15 protein-coding genes are annotated in these 14428 nt (G+C 68.6%); 8 read left to right on the top strand and 7 right to left on the bottom strand.

Translation table 11 applies throughout. From position 1 onward, the window contains the following. Window positions 1–132, bottom strand: a 132-nt coding sequence (locus ABZX92_RS32240; RefSeq protein WP_355567690.1) for a sigma factor, incomplete at its 3' end; no start/stop codon positions are given. Window positions 133–187: 55 nt separating this feature from the next. Between ABZX92_RS32240 and ABZX92_RS32235 the strand changes: the two genes are divergently transcribed. Further along, the gene (locus tag ABZX92_RS32235; RefSeq protein WP_355567684.1) at window positions 188–1426 is read left to right on the top strand and encodes an MFS transporter; all 1239 of its coding nucleotides are present in this window, start codon (window positions 188–190) and stop codon (window positions 1424–1426) included. 46 nt (window positions 1427–1472) lie between these two features. Beyond that, entirely contained in the window at window positions 1473–2048 is a 576-nt protein-coding gene (locus ABZX92_RS32230; RefSeq protein WP_355567681.1) for a maleylpyruvate isomerase family mycothiol-dependent enzyme, read from the top strand. On the opposite strand, the gene ABZX92_RS32225 is transcribed toward ABZX92_RS32230, so the two are convergent. Continuing rightward, a complete protein-coding gene (locus ABZX92_RS32225) occupies window positions 2016–2492 on the bottom strand; it encodes a MarR family transcriptional regulator (protein ID WP_355567679.1) in 477 nt (158 codons plus the stop codon). The genes ABZX92_RS32230 and ABZX92_RS32225 overlap by 33 nt on opposite strands. Window positions 2493–2545: 53 nt before the next feature. Here ABZX92_RS32225 and ABZX92_RS32220 point away from each other — a divergent pair, with 53 nt between their 5' ends. Together ABZX92_RS32220 and ABZX92_RS32215 are read left to right on the top strand one after the other, a co-directional pair. Continuing rightward, entirely contained in the window at window positions 2546–4519 is a 1974-nt protein-coding gene (locus ABZX92_RS32220; protein WP_355567687.1) for an MMPL family transporter, read from the top strand. A 15-nt stretch (window positions 4520–4534) separates the two neighbouring features. After that, window positions 4535–5638, top strand: a complete 1104-nt coding sequence (locus ABZX92_RS32215; protein WP_355567676.1) for a winged helix DNA-binding domain-containing protein — start codon at window positions 4535–4537, stop codon at window positions 5636–5638. Here ABZX92_RS32215 and ABZX92_RS32210 read toward each other — a convergent pair. Next, complete coding sequence (locus ABZX92_RS32210) at window positions 5589–6467, bottom strand: helix-turn-helix transcriptional regulator (protein WP_355567673.1); 879 nt, start codon at window positions 6465–6467, stop codon at window positions 5589–5591. The two genes, ABZX92_RS32215 and ABZX92_RS32210, sit on opposite strands and share 50 nt — an antisense overlap. Window positions 6468–6568: 101 nt before the next feature. On the opposite strand from ABZX92_RS32210, the gene ABZX92_RS32205 reads away from it, so the two are divergent. After that, window positions 6569–7408 (top strand): alpha/beta hydrolase, encoded by an 840-nt coding sequence (locus ABZX92_RS32205; RefSeq protein ID WP_355567670.1) that lies wholly within the window; start codon window positions 6569–6571, stop codon window positions 7406–7408. Here the strand turns inward: ABZX92_RS32205 and ABZX92_RS32200 are convergent. From ABZX92_RS32200 to ABZX92_RS32185, 4 genes are all read right to left on the bottom strand, one after another. Continuing rightward, window positions 7405–8904, bottom strand: a complete 1500-nt coding sequence (locus tag ABZX92_RS32200) for a hypothetical protein (RefSeq protein WP_355567667.1) — start codon at window positions 8902–8904, stop codon at window positions 7405–7407. The genes ABZX92_RS32205 and ABZX92_RS32200 overlap by 4 nt on opposite strands. A gap of 13 nt (window positions 8905–8917) precedes the next feature. Then, the gene (locus ABZX92_RS32195) at window positions 8918–9622 is read right to left on the bottom strand and encodes a hypothetical protein (protein WP_355567664.1); all 705 of its coding nucleotides are present in this window, start codon (window positions 9620–9622) and stop codon (window positions 8918–8920) included. Window positions 9623–9718: 96 nt separating this feature from the next. Then, a complete protein-coding gene (locus ABZX92_RS32190) occupies window positions 9719–9886 on the bottom strand; it encodes a hypothetical protein (RefSeq protein WP_355567661.1) in 168 nt (55 codons plus the stop codon). 14 nt (window positions 9887–9900) lie between these two features. Continuing rightward, window positions 9901–10488, bottom strand: coding sequence for a uridine kinase (locus ABZX92_RS32185; RefSeq protein WP_355567658.1), 588 nt, complete (start codon window positions 10486–10488; stop codon window positions 9901–9903). 273 nt (window positions 10489–10761) lie between these two features. Here ABZX92_RS32185 and kdpF point away from each other — a divergent pair, with 273 nt between their 5' ends. Genes kdpF through kdpB form a run of 3 tightly spaced genes read left to right on the top strand, consistent with a single transcriptional unit; the run spans window position 10762 to window position 14428 of the window. Next, on the top strand, window positions 10762–10860 hold the full coding sequence (gene kdpF, locus ABZX92_RS32180; RefSeq protein WP_045316071.1) for a K(+)-transporting ATPase subunit F: 99 nt from the start codon (window positions 10762–10764) through the stop codon (window positions 10858–10860). Then, window positions 10860–12482 (top strand): potassium-transporting ATPase subunit KdpA, encoded by a 1623-nt coding sequence (kdpA, locus tag ABZX92_RS32175; RefSeq protein ID WP_355567655.1) that lies wholly within the window; start codon window positions 10860–10862, stop codon window positions 12480–12482. The genes kdpF and kdpA overlap by 1 nt, the downstream gene beginning before the upstream one ends. Beyond that, window positions 12479–14428, top strand: coding sequence for a potassium-transporting ATPase subunit KdpB (gene kdpB, locus ABZX92_RS32170; RefSeq protein WP_355567652.1), 1950 nt, complete (start codon window positions 12479–12481; stop codon window positions 14426–14428). The genes kdpA and kdpB overlap by 4 nt, the downstream gene beginning before the upstream one ends.

The following is a 14428-nucleotide window of genomic DNA, read 5'->3' as shown; positions in this document are numbered from 1 at the left end:
GAAGCTGGAGTACGCCTTCCACGCGCGCACGAGCGTTTCCTGCACGGCGTCCTCGGCCTCGAAGCCGGACCCGAGCATGCGGTAGCAGTAGCCGGTCAGCTCGATCCGGAACGGCTCCAGCGTCTCGATCACATCCGGACCCTACGCGGACTGATGAGTTTTCGCGGCCCGGCTGGTACGAACGAACATGGAATCCGATGGCGTCAAGGTGCGCCTGGGCGGCCGCTTTCACCGGCTCTTCGGTGCCACACTCGTGTCGGCCATCGGCACGGGCATGCATGCCGCCGCGTTGCCCTTGCTGACCCTGCAGAGCACGAGCAGCCCGATGGCGTTGAGCCTTGTCGTCGTGGCCGCCGAGATTCCCTGGGTGCTGCTCGCGCTGCACGCCGGTGTCGTGGTCGACCGGCTCGACCGCCGGCAGGTGATGGTGTGGGCCGACGTGGGCCGGTTCGCCGTCCTGGCCGCTCTCGTGGTGCTGATCCTGACCGCGCGGGTGAACCTGGTGTGGCTGGTGCTCGCGGCGTTCCTGCTGGGCATCGGCCAGGTCTTCTTCGACCTCGCCGCCCAGTCGGCCATTCCCGACTTCGTGTCGCGGGATCCGCGGATCCTGGCCACGGCGAACGGGCGGATCGTCGCGGCGGAGAGCAACGGCGAGGACTTCGCCGGGCCTCCGCTCGGCTCCGCGCTGTTCGGCGTGTGGAACTTCCTGCCCTTCGCCGGCAACGCCCTCTCGTTCGCCGCCAGCGGGCTGCTGATCTGCTCGATCCGGACCGCCGCCAAGCCGGAGGGGACGTCCGAAGCTCCGCGCAAGAGCATGCGGAGCGACATCGTCGAGGGCATCCGGTGGCTGTCCGGAAACCGGACCCTGCGGGCGCTGGCCGCGGTTTCCTGCCTCGGCAACGTCGCCGCCACCGCACAGTTCGCGATGCTCGCGCTGCTGGCCAAGGAGGTCCTCGGACTCCCGGACTTCGGTTTCGGCCTGCTGCTGACCGCCACGGCGGCCGGAGCGACAGCCGGAGGACTGGCCGCCGCGGCCGCCGGCAGGCGGTTCGGTCCGGGTGCGGTGATGCTCGTGGGCAAAGCCGGTGTGGGTATGGCGATCCTGGTCCTGGGGCTGGTCGCCGATTCGTGGGTCGCGGCGGCGATGATGATGGTCACCGGTGCGTTGATGACCGCGGAGAAAGTCGTGATCAGCACCTTGCGCCAGCAGATCGTGCCCGGCGAGCTGCTGGGCAGGGTGCTCTCGTCGAGCCGGCTGGTGGTGATGGCCGGAGGGCCGGTCGGAGCGGCACTCGGCGGCGTTCTCGCCAGTGTGTTCGCCGTTCAGGTCTCGTACGTCGTTGCTGGTGTCTTCCTCATCCTGGTGGCGCTGGCCTTTTGTCCCGTCCTGAACAACCGCGCCCTGGCACGCGCCACGGACGAGTGAGCACGCGGACCGATGAGTTTTCGCGGGCCGGCTCGTATCAACGGACATGACCGAAGAAATCTGGGCAGCGATCCGCGCGGAACGTCTTGACCAGGCAGAACTGCTGAGCAGCCTCACCGACGAGCAGTGGAACGCCCCGAGCTTGTGCGAGGGCTGGCGCGTCAAGGAAGTCATCGCGCACACGACGCTGCCGTTCCACAGTTCACGCACGAGAGTGCTCAAGGAGATCCTCAAGTCCGCGGGCCGGTTCAACCACGCCTCCGACCGCATGGCCAAGGAAGACGCGCGCAGACTCTCGAAGAACGAGCTGGTCGGCGTCCTGAAGTCCAACGCCGACCACCGCTGGACCCCACCCGGCGGCGGACCGGCCGGAGCGCTGTCGCACGACGTCATCCACGGCCTCGACATCACCCTCGCACTCGGCCTCGACCGCAAGGTGCCGCACGACCGGCTCGAACTGGTCCTCGACGGCATGACCCCGCGCACCGTGAAGTACTTCGGCGCCGACCTCGCGAACAAACGCCTGGAAGCCACCGACATGGACTGGACGTTCGGCGAGGGCCAGCCGGTGAGACGACCCGCCCAGGAACTACTGCTCCTCGTCTGCGGCCGCCGGATCTGAGGTCGCCTCCCGCACCCGCGCGGTCGCCGAGGTCGTCGTGGCGAGAAACCGGGCCACGACGGCACGATCCGCCGCGCTCAACGAAGACCACGCGGCGGAGAACTCGCGGGCCAGCGGCTGGAAGAACGCCGAAGCCAGCACCGAGGCGTCCGAGAGCACGCGCAGCTCGACCCGGCGTCGATCGTCCGGGTCGCGCTCGCGGGCCACGTGACCCGCGCGGGCAAGGCGATCCAGCACGGACGTCGTGGCGGACGCGCTGAGGTTCAAGGCACGAGCAAGCGCGCCCGGTGTCATGGGGGAGCGGGCCGTCATGATCAGGTTCAACGCCGTCATGTCCGTCGGATGCAGCGAGTGAGCCGCGCTGAAGATCTCCAGGAACCTGTTCGACTCCATCACCAGCGCCCGCACCAGCATGCTCAGGTCGTAGTCACTTGCCTCGCTCACGACGCCAGCATACAGTTCGGCCATCGAATGGTTCGACGATCGAAGGAATGCTGATGCGAGTCCTGGCCGGAGTGCTGCTCGTCGTCTGGCTCGCGCTGGGCGGGTTCACCGGGCCGTATTCGGGGAAGCTGTCGGAGGTCGCGGAGAACGACAGCAGCGCGTTCCTGCCGAACTCCGCCGAGTCCACCCAGGTCGCCGAGCTGCAGAAGAAGTTCCAGCGCAGCAACGCGATCCCGGCGATCGTCCTGGTGGAACGCACGGGTGGCCTCACCGAGCAGGACAAGAAGTACCTCGCGGACCGGGGCAAGGGCTTCCAGGCGTCCCCGGTCATCCCCGCGCCCAACGACAACGAGGCCGCGCAGATCGTCGTGCTGCTCGACCCGGCCAAGGAGGTCCGCGACTCGGTCCTGCAGCTCAGGGACGGCACGCGCGGCGCGCCACCCGGCCTGACCGTGCTGGTCACCGGACCGGCCGCGCAGATCGCCGACCTCGTCGAGGCGTTCGGCGGCATCGACGGGTTGCTGCTGATCGTCGCGGGCGCCGTGGTCGCGTTGATCCTGCTCGTCGTCTACCGGAGTCCGCTGCTGCCGCTGATCGTGCTCCTGTCGGCGGTGTTCGCGCTCGGCCTGGCCAGCTTCGTCGTGTACCTGTTGGCCAAGAACGACATCCTCGCGCTGAACGGCCAAAGCCAAGGCATCCTCTCGATCCTCGTCTTCGGCGCCGCGACGGACTACGCGCTGCTGCTGGTGTCGAGATTCCGCGAGGAACTCCGGGACACACAGGACAAGTACGCCTCCATCCGCACGGCCTGGCGCGGCACGGTCGAGCCCATCGCGGCATCCGCTGGCACGGTGATTCTCGGCGTGCTGTGCCTGCTGTTCAGCGACCTCGACTCGAACAAGGGCCTCGGACCCGTCGCGGCCATCGGCATCGGCGCCGCGCTGCTCACCACGATGACGTTCCTGCCCGCCACGCTCGCGTTGCTCGGCCGCGCCGCGTTCTGGCCGTTCGCGCCGAAGTTCGGCTCGCCGCACCCGGAGACGAGCGGACTGTGGGGCAAAGTCGCCGGCACGGTGCGGAGCAAGCCGCGCGCGATCTGGATCGTCACGACCCTGGTCCTGCTGGTCGGCGCCGCGTTCCTGCCGCAGCTCAAGGCATCCGGCACCGCGCAGTCCGACGTGTTCCTGACCAAGGTCGAATCCGTTACGGGACAAGAGGTGCTGTCACGGCACTTCGCCGGCGGCACCGGCTCACCGACGGTCATCATCGCCGCCGAGGCCAAGACGGCCGAGGTGCTGCAGAAGTCCGAAGTAGATGGAGTCGCTGACGTCAGGCCCACTGGCACAGCGGAAGGCCAGGTGCGCATCGAGGCCACGCTGAAGGACGCGCCGGACTCGGACGCCGCGGTGGCAACCGTTGAACGCATCCGTGCGGCGGTGCACGGGATCGACGCCAAGGTCGGCGGTCAGACGGCGACGTTGCTGGACACGAGGAACACGTCCGAACACGACCGGCTGCTGATCATCCCGATCGTGCTGTTGGTGATCTTCCTGGTCCTGGCGTTGCTGCTGAGGTCGTTGCTGGCGCCGATCCTGCTGATCGCCACGGTCGTGCTGTCGTTCGCGGCCACGATGGGCGTGTCGGCGCTGGTGTTCAACCACGTCCTGGACTTCCCCGGCGCGGACCCGGTCGTGCCGCTGTTCGGGTTCGTCTTCCTGGTGGCGCTGGGCATCGACTACAACATCTTCCTGATGACCCGCGTGCGCGAGGAGACCAAACAGCTCGGCACGGTCGAGGGCACGCTGCGAGGCCTCAGCCTGACCGGCGGCGTGATCACCTCGGCCGGCGTGGTGCTGGCGGCGACGTTCGCCGCGCTCGCCGTGCTGCCGATCCTGTTCCTCACGCAGATCGCCTTCATCGTCGCGTTCGGTGTCCTGCTGGACACGCTGCTGGTGCGGTCGTTGCTGGTCCCGGCACTGTCGGTGGACATCGGCGGCCGAATCTGGTGGCCGTCGAAGCTGCGGTGAGCCAGGATCGCGTCCATGACCTACACCGCACGTCAGCTCAACCGCGCCACGCTCGAACGGCAGCTGCTGCTCGAGCGTGAGCCGATCGACGTGCTCACGGCGATCGACCGGATCGTGGCGATCCAGGCGCAGGAGCCCGCGTCGCCGTACATCGCGCTGTGGAACCGGATGAGCAGCTTCGACCCGGCCGATCTCGACGAGGCGTTCACGAGCGGCGCGGTCCGCAAGGCCACGCTCATGCGGATCACCCTGCACGCCGTCACGGTCGCCGACCACGAGGTGTTCCACCACGCGATGCTGCCCGCGCTCAGGGCGTCCCGGCTGCACGACAAGCGGTTCAAGGCGATGGGCCTGACGATCGAACGCGCCGACGAGGTTCTTCGGCACATGCTGGAGTTCGCCGCCGAACCGCGGACCAAGAAGGAGCTGGAGGCGCTGCTGCACTCGCACGTAGGCGACGTGGGTGAGCCGGGCATCTGGTGGGCGCTGGCCTCCTACGCGCCGCTCGTGCGGATGCCGACCGGCGGTCCGTGGGCGTACGGGCCGAAGCTGGCGTTCCAGACCGTGGCGATCGAGCCGCGCGAGCGGATGGCCGCACTCGCCGAGATGCTGCGCCGCTACCTCACCGGGTTCGGGCCCGCGACCGTGCTGGACATGAACCAGTTCACGATGCTGCCGCGCACGTCGATCCGGGAAGCGCTGGAGTTGCTGGACCTGGTCCGCGAAGGCGACTACTACGACGTTCCAGATCGGACAGTCCCGGACGAGGACACCCCGGCGCCACCCCGGCTGATGGCCATGTGGGACAGCACGTTGCTCGCCTACGCCGACCGCAGCCGCATGATCCCTGACGAGTACCGCAAGCTCGTGATCCGCAACAACGGCGACACACTGCCGACACTTCTCGTTGACGGCCGGGTGGCAGGAGTCTGGCGTCCCAACGTGGAAGGCGGCATCGAAGCCTCCGCCTTCCACGCTTTGAGCGAGGACCAGTGGACCGCTCTCGCGGAGGAAGCCAAGGCGCTGCACAAGTTCCTCGGCGAGAGGGAGCCGCAGGTCTACCGCCGTTTCAACCGCTGGTGGACCGGTCTGCCCGTCGATCAGGTTCGAATTCTGTGACGACGTCGACATCTTTCGCTTGCTGTGACAGCAAGAGGAACCGCAGCCCCTCGGCAGACGCCTCGTCCGTCGCGGTGTACGCGACGAGCAGCTGGTCGGGGTGAGTGTCCACGCTGAACTGCTGCACGTCGAGCGTGAGCTTGCCCGCCACTGGATGCCGGTAGGTCTTCACGAGCTGGCGCGGGCCGCGGACCTGGTGCGACGCCCACCACGTGCGGAAGTCCGGGTCACGCACGCTGAGCTCGCCGACGAGTCCGGTGAGGACCGGATCGTGCGGCGTGCGGCCTGCCTCCATCCGCAGCACCGCAACGCATTCGCGGGCCGAGCGCTCCCAGTCGCCGTACAACGCGCGGAACGCCGGGTCGAGGAACGTCAGCCGGATCAGGTTGCGCGCGGCCGGTTCCAGCGCCTGGAAATCGGTGAGGAGAGCGGCAGCCCCGCGGTTCCACGCCAGGACGTCCATGCGGCGGTGCAGGACCATCGCCGGGATGTCCGGCATGCCGTTCAGCAACTGCCGCAGCCGCGTGGCGACCTCAGGAGCCGCCTCCTGCCTGGCCGGGGCGACATCGGCGACCGTGAACAGGTAGTCGCGCTCGTCAGGCGCCAGCTGCAGTGCGTCCGCCAGCGCGTCGAGCACGGTGCGGGAGACCCGGTTGGTGCGGCCCTGTTCGAGCCGGACGACGTAGTCGACGCTGACGTGGGCGAGCTGCGCCAGCTCCTCGCGGCGCAGGCCGGGCACTCGGCGCTGCCTGCCGTCGTCCGGGAAGCCCGCGCGGTGCGGGTCGAGGGCGGCGCGGCGGGTGCGGAGGAACTCGCCCAGTTCGGTCATGCCTCCAGTGTCCTGGGATCGCGGGCGATGTGCCTGGTACTGGTCTGCCTAGGCTGGGTTCTCCCTGGTTGAGCCCGTGCCCGGCGACGAGCGTGGTGGCCATGGAAACCGTGACCTTTCCCAGCAACGGACTCGACCTCGCCGGCCACCTGTACCGGCCGGAAGGAGAACCGCGCGGCGCGATCGTCGTCGGTCACCCCGGCAGCGGCGTGAAGGAGCAGGCCGCCGGGGCGTATGCGCGACAGCTCGCCGACCAGGGCTTCCTGGCGTTGGCGTTCGACGCGGCCTACCAGGGCGAGAGCGCGGGAGAACCGCGTGGCCTGGAGGACCCGGCTCAGCGCGTCGAGGACATCCGGGCGGCCGTGACGTTCCTGGACGCCGAGAACGTCGGGGTGCTCGGCATCTGCGCGTCCGGCGGGTACGGCCTGGCCGCCTCCGGAACCGACCAGCGCATCAAGGCGGTCGCCGCGGTCAGCCTGGCCGACATCGCGCGCCAGTTCCGGTTCGGCGCCGACGGCACGCAGGATCCCGCAGTGCTGCAAGGGATGCTGGCTCAGGGTCAGGACGGGAGCTTCCCGCTCTTCCCCGAGACGGAGGAGCAAGCCCGCCAAGCCGGTCCGCACGCCTACGACGGCTGGGAGTACTACTGCACGCCGCGCGCCGAGCACCCGCGTTCGGCGAAGACGCTGACCTGGAACAGCGTCGGGCGGATCGCGGCGTTCGACGCGTTCCGGACCGTCGACCTGATCACACCGCGGCCCGTGTTGTTCGTCGTGGGCCGGGACGCGGTGACATCGTGGATGACCGTGGAGGCGTACCAGAAAGCGGCCGGCCCCAAGGAGGTCCACTGGATCGAGGGGGCCGGCCACGTCGACCTCTACGACCGGTACGTGCCGCGGGTCGTCGAGCGCGTCACCGAGTTCTTCGGCAAGAACCTCTAGATCTGGGCGGCGACTCCCCAGGCGCGGTCCAGCTCCCGCTGATAACGGCCGGGGTTGCGGGCGACGAGTTCCTGGTGCAGCACCAGGGATTCGGCGATCGCGGCCTCGGCCTCGGCGCGTTCGGCCCGCAGCACGCGGATGAGCGCGTGGTCCGTCAGAGCGTCGGCGAGCAGGTAGGCGTACTCGTACGGGTCGCCCGCACACCACTCGCGATACTCGGCGACGGACCGCAGTGACGCCTCCAGCGCGACGTCGTGCTGTCCCAAGTGGGCGGACGCCAACGCGAAGGTGTTGCGCGCCATGGCTTTGTCCTCGGCGTCACGGTAGAGCTCCAGTCCCTTCGCCGCCGCCTCGGCCGCTTCGGCGTAGCAGCGTCGGGTGATCAGCGCGCTGGCCCGGTTGGTCCACGCCTGCGCCAGCTGGTCACGGTCGTCGTGCTTGGTGGCGAGCGCGATGGCCTCGTCGCTGGCGGCGAAGCACTCGTCGAGCCGGCCGAGGTCGTGGAACCGGCAGGAGAGGGCGCAGAGCGCGAGACCGAGCTTGAGCTCCATCTTCCTGATGGTCTCCGGCCGTTCCGTCGCCGCCGCCAGGGCGCGGTAGCGTTCGACCGACTCCTGGTGCACCGGCACCGAGTCCTCGTCGAACCCGAGGTCGTGCAGCCGGATGCCGTGGTTGGTCAGTGCCCCGGCCAGGTTGCTGAGGTACGTCCAGTCGCGTGTCTTCTCCGCGGGCCGCCGCAGCGTCTCCACCGCCGCCGCGTGGGACGTGCGGGCTTCCTCGATCCGGCCGAGGCGTTGCTGCAGGAGGCTGAGGTCGTTGAAGATCTCGTAGCCCGTGGCGAACGTGTCCCGGTGCTGCCAGAACGCCGCGGCCTCCGCGGCGGCCTCGATCGCCCGCTCGTACTCGCCGATCGCCGTCAACCGGTCCGCGTACTCGGACAGCTTGTGCGCCAGGGGATACCCCTCGGGTGGGCCGTTCTTGACCTTCTTCTGCCCGCGCGCGTACTCGACCGCCTCTCCGGCGACGCGGGCGGCATCCTCGTGCCTGCCCAGCTTGCCGAGCAGGTCGGTCATCGAGTACCAGGCCTCGTTGGCGATCTCCAGGTCGTAGCTGCCGGGCCTCGCCAGTTCGAGAGCGAGCGCGAGCTCCTCCTCGGCGACCGGCAACGCCTCCTCGTACCGCTCCAGCGCGACGAGACTCTTGCGCAGGGAGTCCAGTGTCCGCCGCAGGTTCGCCCGGTCGGCATCGAGCCGGACGAACTCCAGCGCCTCCTGGAACATGCGCACGGCCAGGCCGTGCCAGCCGGCGTCCTGGAAGGTGTCCGCGAGGATCATCAGCGTGGACGGCAGGGCGTCGCGCGACGGCCACGTCTCCCGCGGGGTGTCCCGCAGCTCCTCGACCACCGGGAACTGGATCCGAATGATCTTGTAAGGATCCGGGTAGATGTTCACCGACGGCTGCTGCCACGTTTCCTCGCGGCGCACTCTCTCGATCACCCGCGAGTAGATATCACGCGGTGCGCACCTCGGGGACCGTCTTGGACACTTCCGCCTCCGATGCAACGGAAGCGAGCCGCTCAGCCATGGTGCCGCCGGCGGGAGTGCCTGCGGGCGAAGGCATCTTGCCGAGCAGGTAACCGGCGTGGCTCACCCCGAGCAGCACCAGGAACGCGTCGGAGAACGCGGGCAGCCCGGCGATACCGGCGGGGTTGTTCACGGCCTTGAGCGCCGAGACCGCCTGCGCGACGTAGAGGGCCACCAGCAGCACGGTGACGACGAGGTTCTGGAACTTGGTCAGGTCGACGGACTTCCCGGCCGACGCGCCTTCCTCGACGGTCAGCATCTCCCACAGCTTCCCGCCTTCCTTCCCCATCGGGTAGGCGGCCACCGCCTCTGGCCGGTTCGTGCTCTTCACGACCTTCACGGCCGCCGCCACGACCGCGGACGCGAGCGAGATGCCGAGCAGCCACAGCACCTGGGACGGGATCTGGAACCCGGCCACGTCGACCTGCCCGGCCGCGAACCGCCCGAACGCCATGCCCGCGATCAGCGACAGCAGCACGACCGTCCACAACATCACCTGCAGCCGGCTCAGGCTGTACCGGCCGCGTGCGTCCCGCAGCACGCTCAGCGCGCCCAGCCTGCTCGGAATCACCACCGCGAGCAGCACGATGACGAGTGCGGACACGAGCCAAGCCCAGAACGTGGTCGCCATGGTGGTCTCCTCGCTACGCCGTTCGGACGCTGTGGCCCGTACGTCGTCGCGAGGCGACCAGGCGTTATCACACCGGGTAACGATTTGGGGGTCGGTCTACCAGCGGCAGGCGGTGTCCGGCTCGCAGCACGGCGCCAGGAAGCGGCAGCTCGGGCAGATCCACTTCGACCCGTTGCCGTACGGGCGCAGGTCGTCGGACTCGCACTGCGGGCACTGGGGGAGCTGTGCTGTCCTCTGGGGTGCCTTCTTGACGGGCTCGGTCACGCGGGCACCGTACTTCAGTTGTGGTCGATCACGAGGTCGGCACGACGGGCCGGGTCGCACTTCGCGAAGTAGAGCTTCTGACCCACGACGTACCGGCGGTTGCGGGGATCGTCCGGATCGGACGGACTGCCGTCGCGCTTCGCCATGCGTGCCACCGAGACCGCGAACTCGACGGACAGGAACACCGAGAAGTCCCAGTGGTCCACGAGCTCGTCGCGGTGCAGGAAGATCCCGTCCACCAGCAGGATCGCTTCGCGCGACGCGGTCTCGAACGGTGCGTCCACGTACTCGTCGGTCACCAGGTCGTGGCTCGCCCGCCGGAACGGCTGCACGGCCGCGAACGGCACCAGCAGGTACTCGGCGAACCGCTCGTGGTCGAAGCTGTCGAGGAAGAACCCTTCGGGCGAGGTCCGCCCGCGCTCCCAGCGCACCGCACGCGGGTGGTGGAAGTCGTCCACGGACGCCCGCACCACTTCCCGGCCGCGCGCCCGCAGCACGGCGGCCAGCTGGTCGCAGAACGTCGTCTTGCCCGCCCCGTCCACCCCGTCGACCGCGACCAGCCCGGAAGCAGGCAGCAGGTCGGCGACTTCCTCATGCACCACGCTCTCGACGATCTCACACGCCGTGACCGCGATAGGCCCTATCGGATGAGACCTGGGTCTCCCCGGCCTCAAGAACGCGTAAAAGCCGCCCCCAACGCCGTAAGGACGCTGTCAGGCACCGCCTGATCAGGCATTTCCTGTTGCACGCTGCCGGGCGTCATCAAGAAAACCTGTCGTTGAAGGGAGCGGCGTCATGGCCGACCTGGCCTACGCGTTGCTGCTGATCGGGAGTTTCGTCGTGCTGGGCCTGACAGTGCGCGGACTGGAGAAGTTGTGAGCACGGGACTTGTCGCGAACGCCGTCGCCGGCGTGATCGCGCTCGGGCTGATCGTCTACCTGTTCATCGCACTCATCAGGCCGGAGAAGTTCTGATGTCACCTCTCGTGGCCGGCCTGCTGCAGGTCGGCATCCTCGTCGCGGCCCTGGCGGTCGTGTACCGGCCCCTCGGCGACTACATGGCCCGCGTGTTCGAGGCCAACAGCCACTCGAAGGTCGAAAAGGCCGTCTACCGGTTCGCCCGGATCGACCCGGACGCCCAGCAGAAGTGGAGCACCTACGCGTACGGCGTGCTGGGCTTCTCGTTCGTCGGCATCGTGTTCCTCTACGTCATCCAGCGCCTGCAGACCGTCTTGCCGTTCAACTTCGGCCGCGGGAACATCGAGCCCGGCATGGCGTTCAACACGGCGATCAGCTTCGTGGCGAACACGAACTGGCAGTCGTACGTGCCGGAAGCCGTGATGGGTCACGCGGTCCAGATGATCGGCCTGACCGTGCAGAACTTCGTGTCGGCGGCGGTGGGGCTCGCGGTGGCGATCGCCCTCATCCGCGGGTTCGTCCGGCACCAGACCGACCGGCTCGGCAACTTCTGGGTCGACCTCACCCGCGGCACCCTCCGCATCCTGCTGCCGATCTCGTTCGTGTTCGCGCTCGTTCTCGTCGCGTTGGGCGTCACGATGTCGCTCAAGTCCGGTGTGGACGTTGACGGCCAGACGATCGCGAACGCACCCGTTGCCGGCCAGGAGGCCATCAAGGAGCTCGGCACCAACGGTGGCGGCGTCCTCAACGCCAACTCGGCGCACCCGTTCGAGAACCCGAGCGAGTGGACCAACCTCATCGAGATCTTCCTGATCCTGGTGATCCCGGTCGCGCTCACCCGCACGTTCGGCCGGCTCGTCGGCCAGCACAAGCAGGGCTACGTGCTGCTGGGTGTCATGGGCGTCATCTGGACCGCGATGCTCGCGGTGATCTGGGGTGCGGAAGCGAGCGGGCTCAGGCCGTTGGAGGGCAAGGAACTCCGGTTCGGCATCCCCGGCAGCGCGATCTTCGCCGACGCCACGACCGGTACGTCGACCGGTGCGATCAACTCGCTGCACGACAGCTACACCGGCCTCGGTGGCGGCGGCGCGCTGCTCAACATGCTGTTCGGCGAGATGACTCCGGGCGGTGTCGGCACCGGTCTCTACAGCATCCTGGTGATGGCGATCATCGCGATGTTCCTGGCAGGTCTGATGGTCGGCCGCACACCGGAGTACCTCGGCAAGAAGCTGGGGCGCAAGGAGGTCACCGCCGCCGCGGTCTCGATCCTCGCGATGCCCACGGTTCTACTGATCGGCGCCGGTATCGCGGCCATCCTGCCGAGCACGCGAGGAGCGCTCAACAACCCCGGCGCGCACGGCTTGTCGGAGATCCTTTACGCCTACGCGTCAGCCTCGAACAACAACGGAAGTGCGTTCGGCGGCATCACGGTCACGAACGACTGGTTCCAGTCGTCGCTCGGCCTGTGCATGCTGTTCGGCCGGTTCATCCCGATCATCGCGGTGCTGGCGCTCGCCGGATCCCTTGCGGCGCAGAAGAAGGTGCCGGTCACGTCGGGCACGCTGCCCACCACCGGGCCGCTCTTCGCGACCCTGCTCACCGGCTCGATCGTCCTGGTCGCCGCGCTGACGTTCGTTCCCGCTCTCGCTCTCGGCCCCATCGCGGAGGCACTGCAGTGACCACCACACCGAGCATCGCCACCGCGATCCCGGACGCTCTCCGGAAGCTCCACCCGCGCCACCAGCTGCGCAGCCCGGTCATGTTCGTCGTCTGGGTGGGATCGCTGCTGGTCACCGTGTTCGCGGCGACCGACCCGAGCGTGTTCACCGTCGCGGTCGCACTGTGGCTGTGGTTCACGGTGCTGTTCGCGAACCTCGCCGAGGCCGTCGCGGAAGGTCGCGGCAAGGCGCAGGCCGACTCGCTGCGCAAGACCAAGAAGGACGCCGTCGCCAGGCTCGTCAACGGTGACGTCGTCGCCGGCACCGAGCTGAAGGTCGGCGACCTGGTGGTCGTCGGGGCCGGTGAGGTCATCCCCGGCGACGGCGACGTCGTCGAAGGCATCGCGACGGTCGACGAGTCGGCGATCACCGGTGAGTCCGCACCCGTCATCCGCGAGTCCGGCGGCGACCGGTGTGCGGTCACCGGTGGCACGACGGTGTTGTCCGACCGGATCGTCGTCAAGATCACGACCAGGCCGGGCGAGTCCTTTGTGGATCGAATGATCGCGTTGGTCGAAGGCGCGGAACGGCAGAAGACGCCGAACGAGATCGCGCTGACGATCCTGCTGTCCACGCTGACGATCATCTTCGTGCTCGCGGTCGTGGCGCTGCAGCCGTTCGCGATCTACTCGGGCGGGGAGCAGTCGGTGGTCGTGCTGACCGCGTTGCTGGTCTGCCTGATCCCGACGACGATCGGCGCTCTCCTGTCCGCGATCGGCATCGCGGGCATGGACCGGCTGGTGCAGCGCAACGTGCTGGCGACCTCCGGCAAAGCGGTCGAGGCGGCGGGCGACATCGACACGTTGCTGCTCGACAAGACCGGCACGATCACCTGGGGCAACCGCCGCGCGACCGAGTTCATCCCGGTCGGCCCGGCGTCCGAGGAGACGCTCGTCGCCGCCGCACGGCTCGCGAGCCTGGCCGACGACACTCCCGAGGGCCGCAGCATCCTGGAGCTCGCGGGCGGGCAACCCGCGTCCGACCACGAGAAGACCGGCGAGTTCGTGCCGTTCACCGCGCAGACCAGGATGTCCGGCATCGACCTGGGCGACCGCAGCATCCGCAAGGGCGCGGCGTCGGCGTTCGAGCTGACCGACACGGCCCGCGAGATCGTCGACGAGATCAGCTCGCAGGGCGGCACCCCGCTCGTCGTGGCGGAGAACGGTCACGTCCTCGGCATCATCCGGCTGAGCGACGTCGTGAAGCCCGGCATGAAGGAACGCTTCGCCGAGCTGCGCGCGATGGGCATCCGCACGGTGATGGTCACCGGCGACAACCCGTTGACCGCCAAGGCGATCGCGGAGGAGGCGGGCGTCGACGACTTCCTCGCCGAGGCCAAGCCCGAGGACAAGATGGCCCTGATCCGCCAGGAGCAGGAGGGCGGGCGGCTGGTCGCGATGACCGGTGACGGCACGAACGACGCCCCGGCGCTCGCCCAGGCGGACGTCGGTGTCGCGATGAACACCGGCACGTCGGCCGCGAAGGAGGCCGGCAACATGGTCGACCTCGACTCGGACCCGACCAAGCTGATCGAGATCGTGGAGATCGGCAAGCAGTTGCTGATCACGCGTGGCGCGTTGACGACGTTCAGCGTTGCCAACGACCTCGCGAAGTACTTCGCGATCCTGCCGGCCATGTTCGCGGCGATCTACCCGGCCCTGGACAAGCTCAACATCATGCGCCTGGCCACGCCGCAGTCCGCGATCCTGTCCGCGGTGATCTTCAACGCGCTGATCATCGTGGCGCTGATCCCGCTGGCCTTGAAGGGCGTCCGCTACCGGCCGTCCAGCGCGTCCGCGTTGCTGCGGCGCAACCTGCTGATCTACGGCCTGGGCGGCGTCGTGACTCCGTTCGCCGGGATCTGGCTGATCGACCTGCTCGTGCGACTCATCCCCGGGATTGGCTGA

The organism is Lentzea sp. NPDC006480 (assembly GCF_040611995.1).
In the GTDB taxonomy this organism is placed as follows: Bacteria; Actinomycetota; Actinomycetes; order Mycobacteriales; family Pseudonocardiaceae; genus Lentzea.
The sequence above is the reverse complement of the archived record's forward strand: the minus strand, read 5'-3'. Positions and strand labels throughout refer to the sequence as shown.

What these genes read in the sequence shown, in the direction of transcription:
- ABZX92_RS32220 (WP_355567687.1), top strand. Translation starts at nt 2,546, where the DNA reads ATGCGAGTCCTGGCCGGAGTGCTGCTCGTCGTCTGGCTCGCGCTGGGC.
- kdpA (WP_355567655.1), top strand. Translation starts at nt 10,860, where the DNA reads ATGTCACCTCTCGTGGCCGGCCTGCTGCAGGTCGGCATCCTCGTCGCG.
- ABZX92_RS32235 (WP_355567684.1), top strand. Translation starts at nt 188, where the DNA reads ATGGAATCCGATGGCGTCAAGGTGCGCCTGGGCGGCCGCTTTCACCGG.
- ABZX92_RS32230 (WP_355567681.1), top strand. Translation starts at nt 1,473, where the DNA reads ATGACCGAAGAAATCTGGGCAGCGATCCGCGCGGAACGTCTTGACCAG.
- ABZX92_RS32210 (WP_355567673.1), bottom strand. Translation starts at nt 6,467, where the DNA reads ATGACCGAACTGGGCGAGTTCCTCCGCACCCGCCGCGCCGCCCTCGAC.
- ABZX92_RS32215 (WP_355567676.1), top strand. Translation starts at nt 4,535, where the DNA reads ATGACCTACACCGCACGTCAGCTCAACCGCGCCACGCTCGAACGGCAG.
- ABZX92_RS32205 (WP_355567670.1), top strand. Translation starts at nt 6,569, where the DNA reads ATGGAAACCGTGACCTTTCCCAGCAACGGACTCGACCTCGCCGGCCAC.
- ABZX92_RS32195 (WP_355567664.1), bottom strand. Translation starts at nt 9,622, where the DNA reads ATGGCGACCACGTTCTGGGCTTGGCTCGTGTCCGCACTCGTCATCGTG.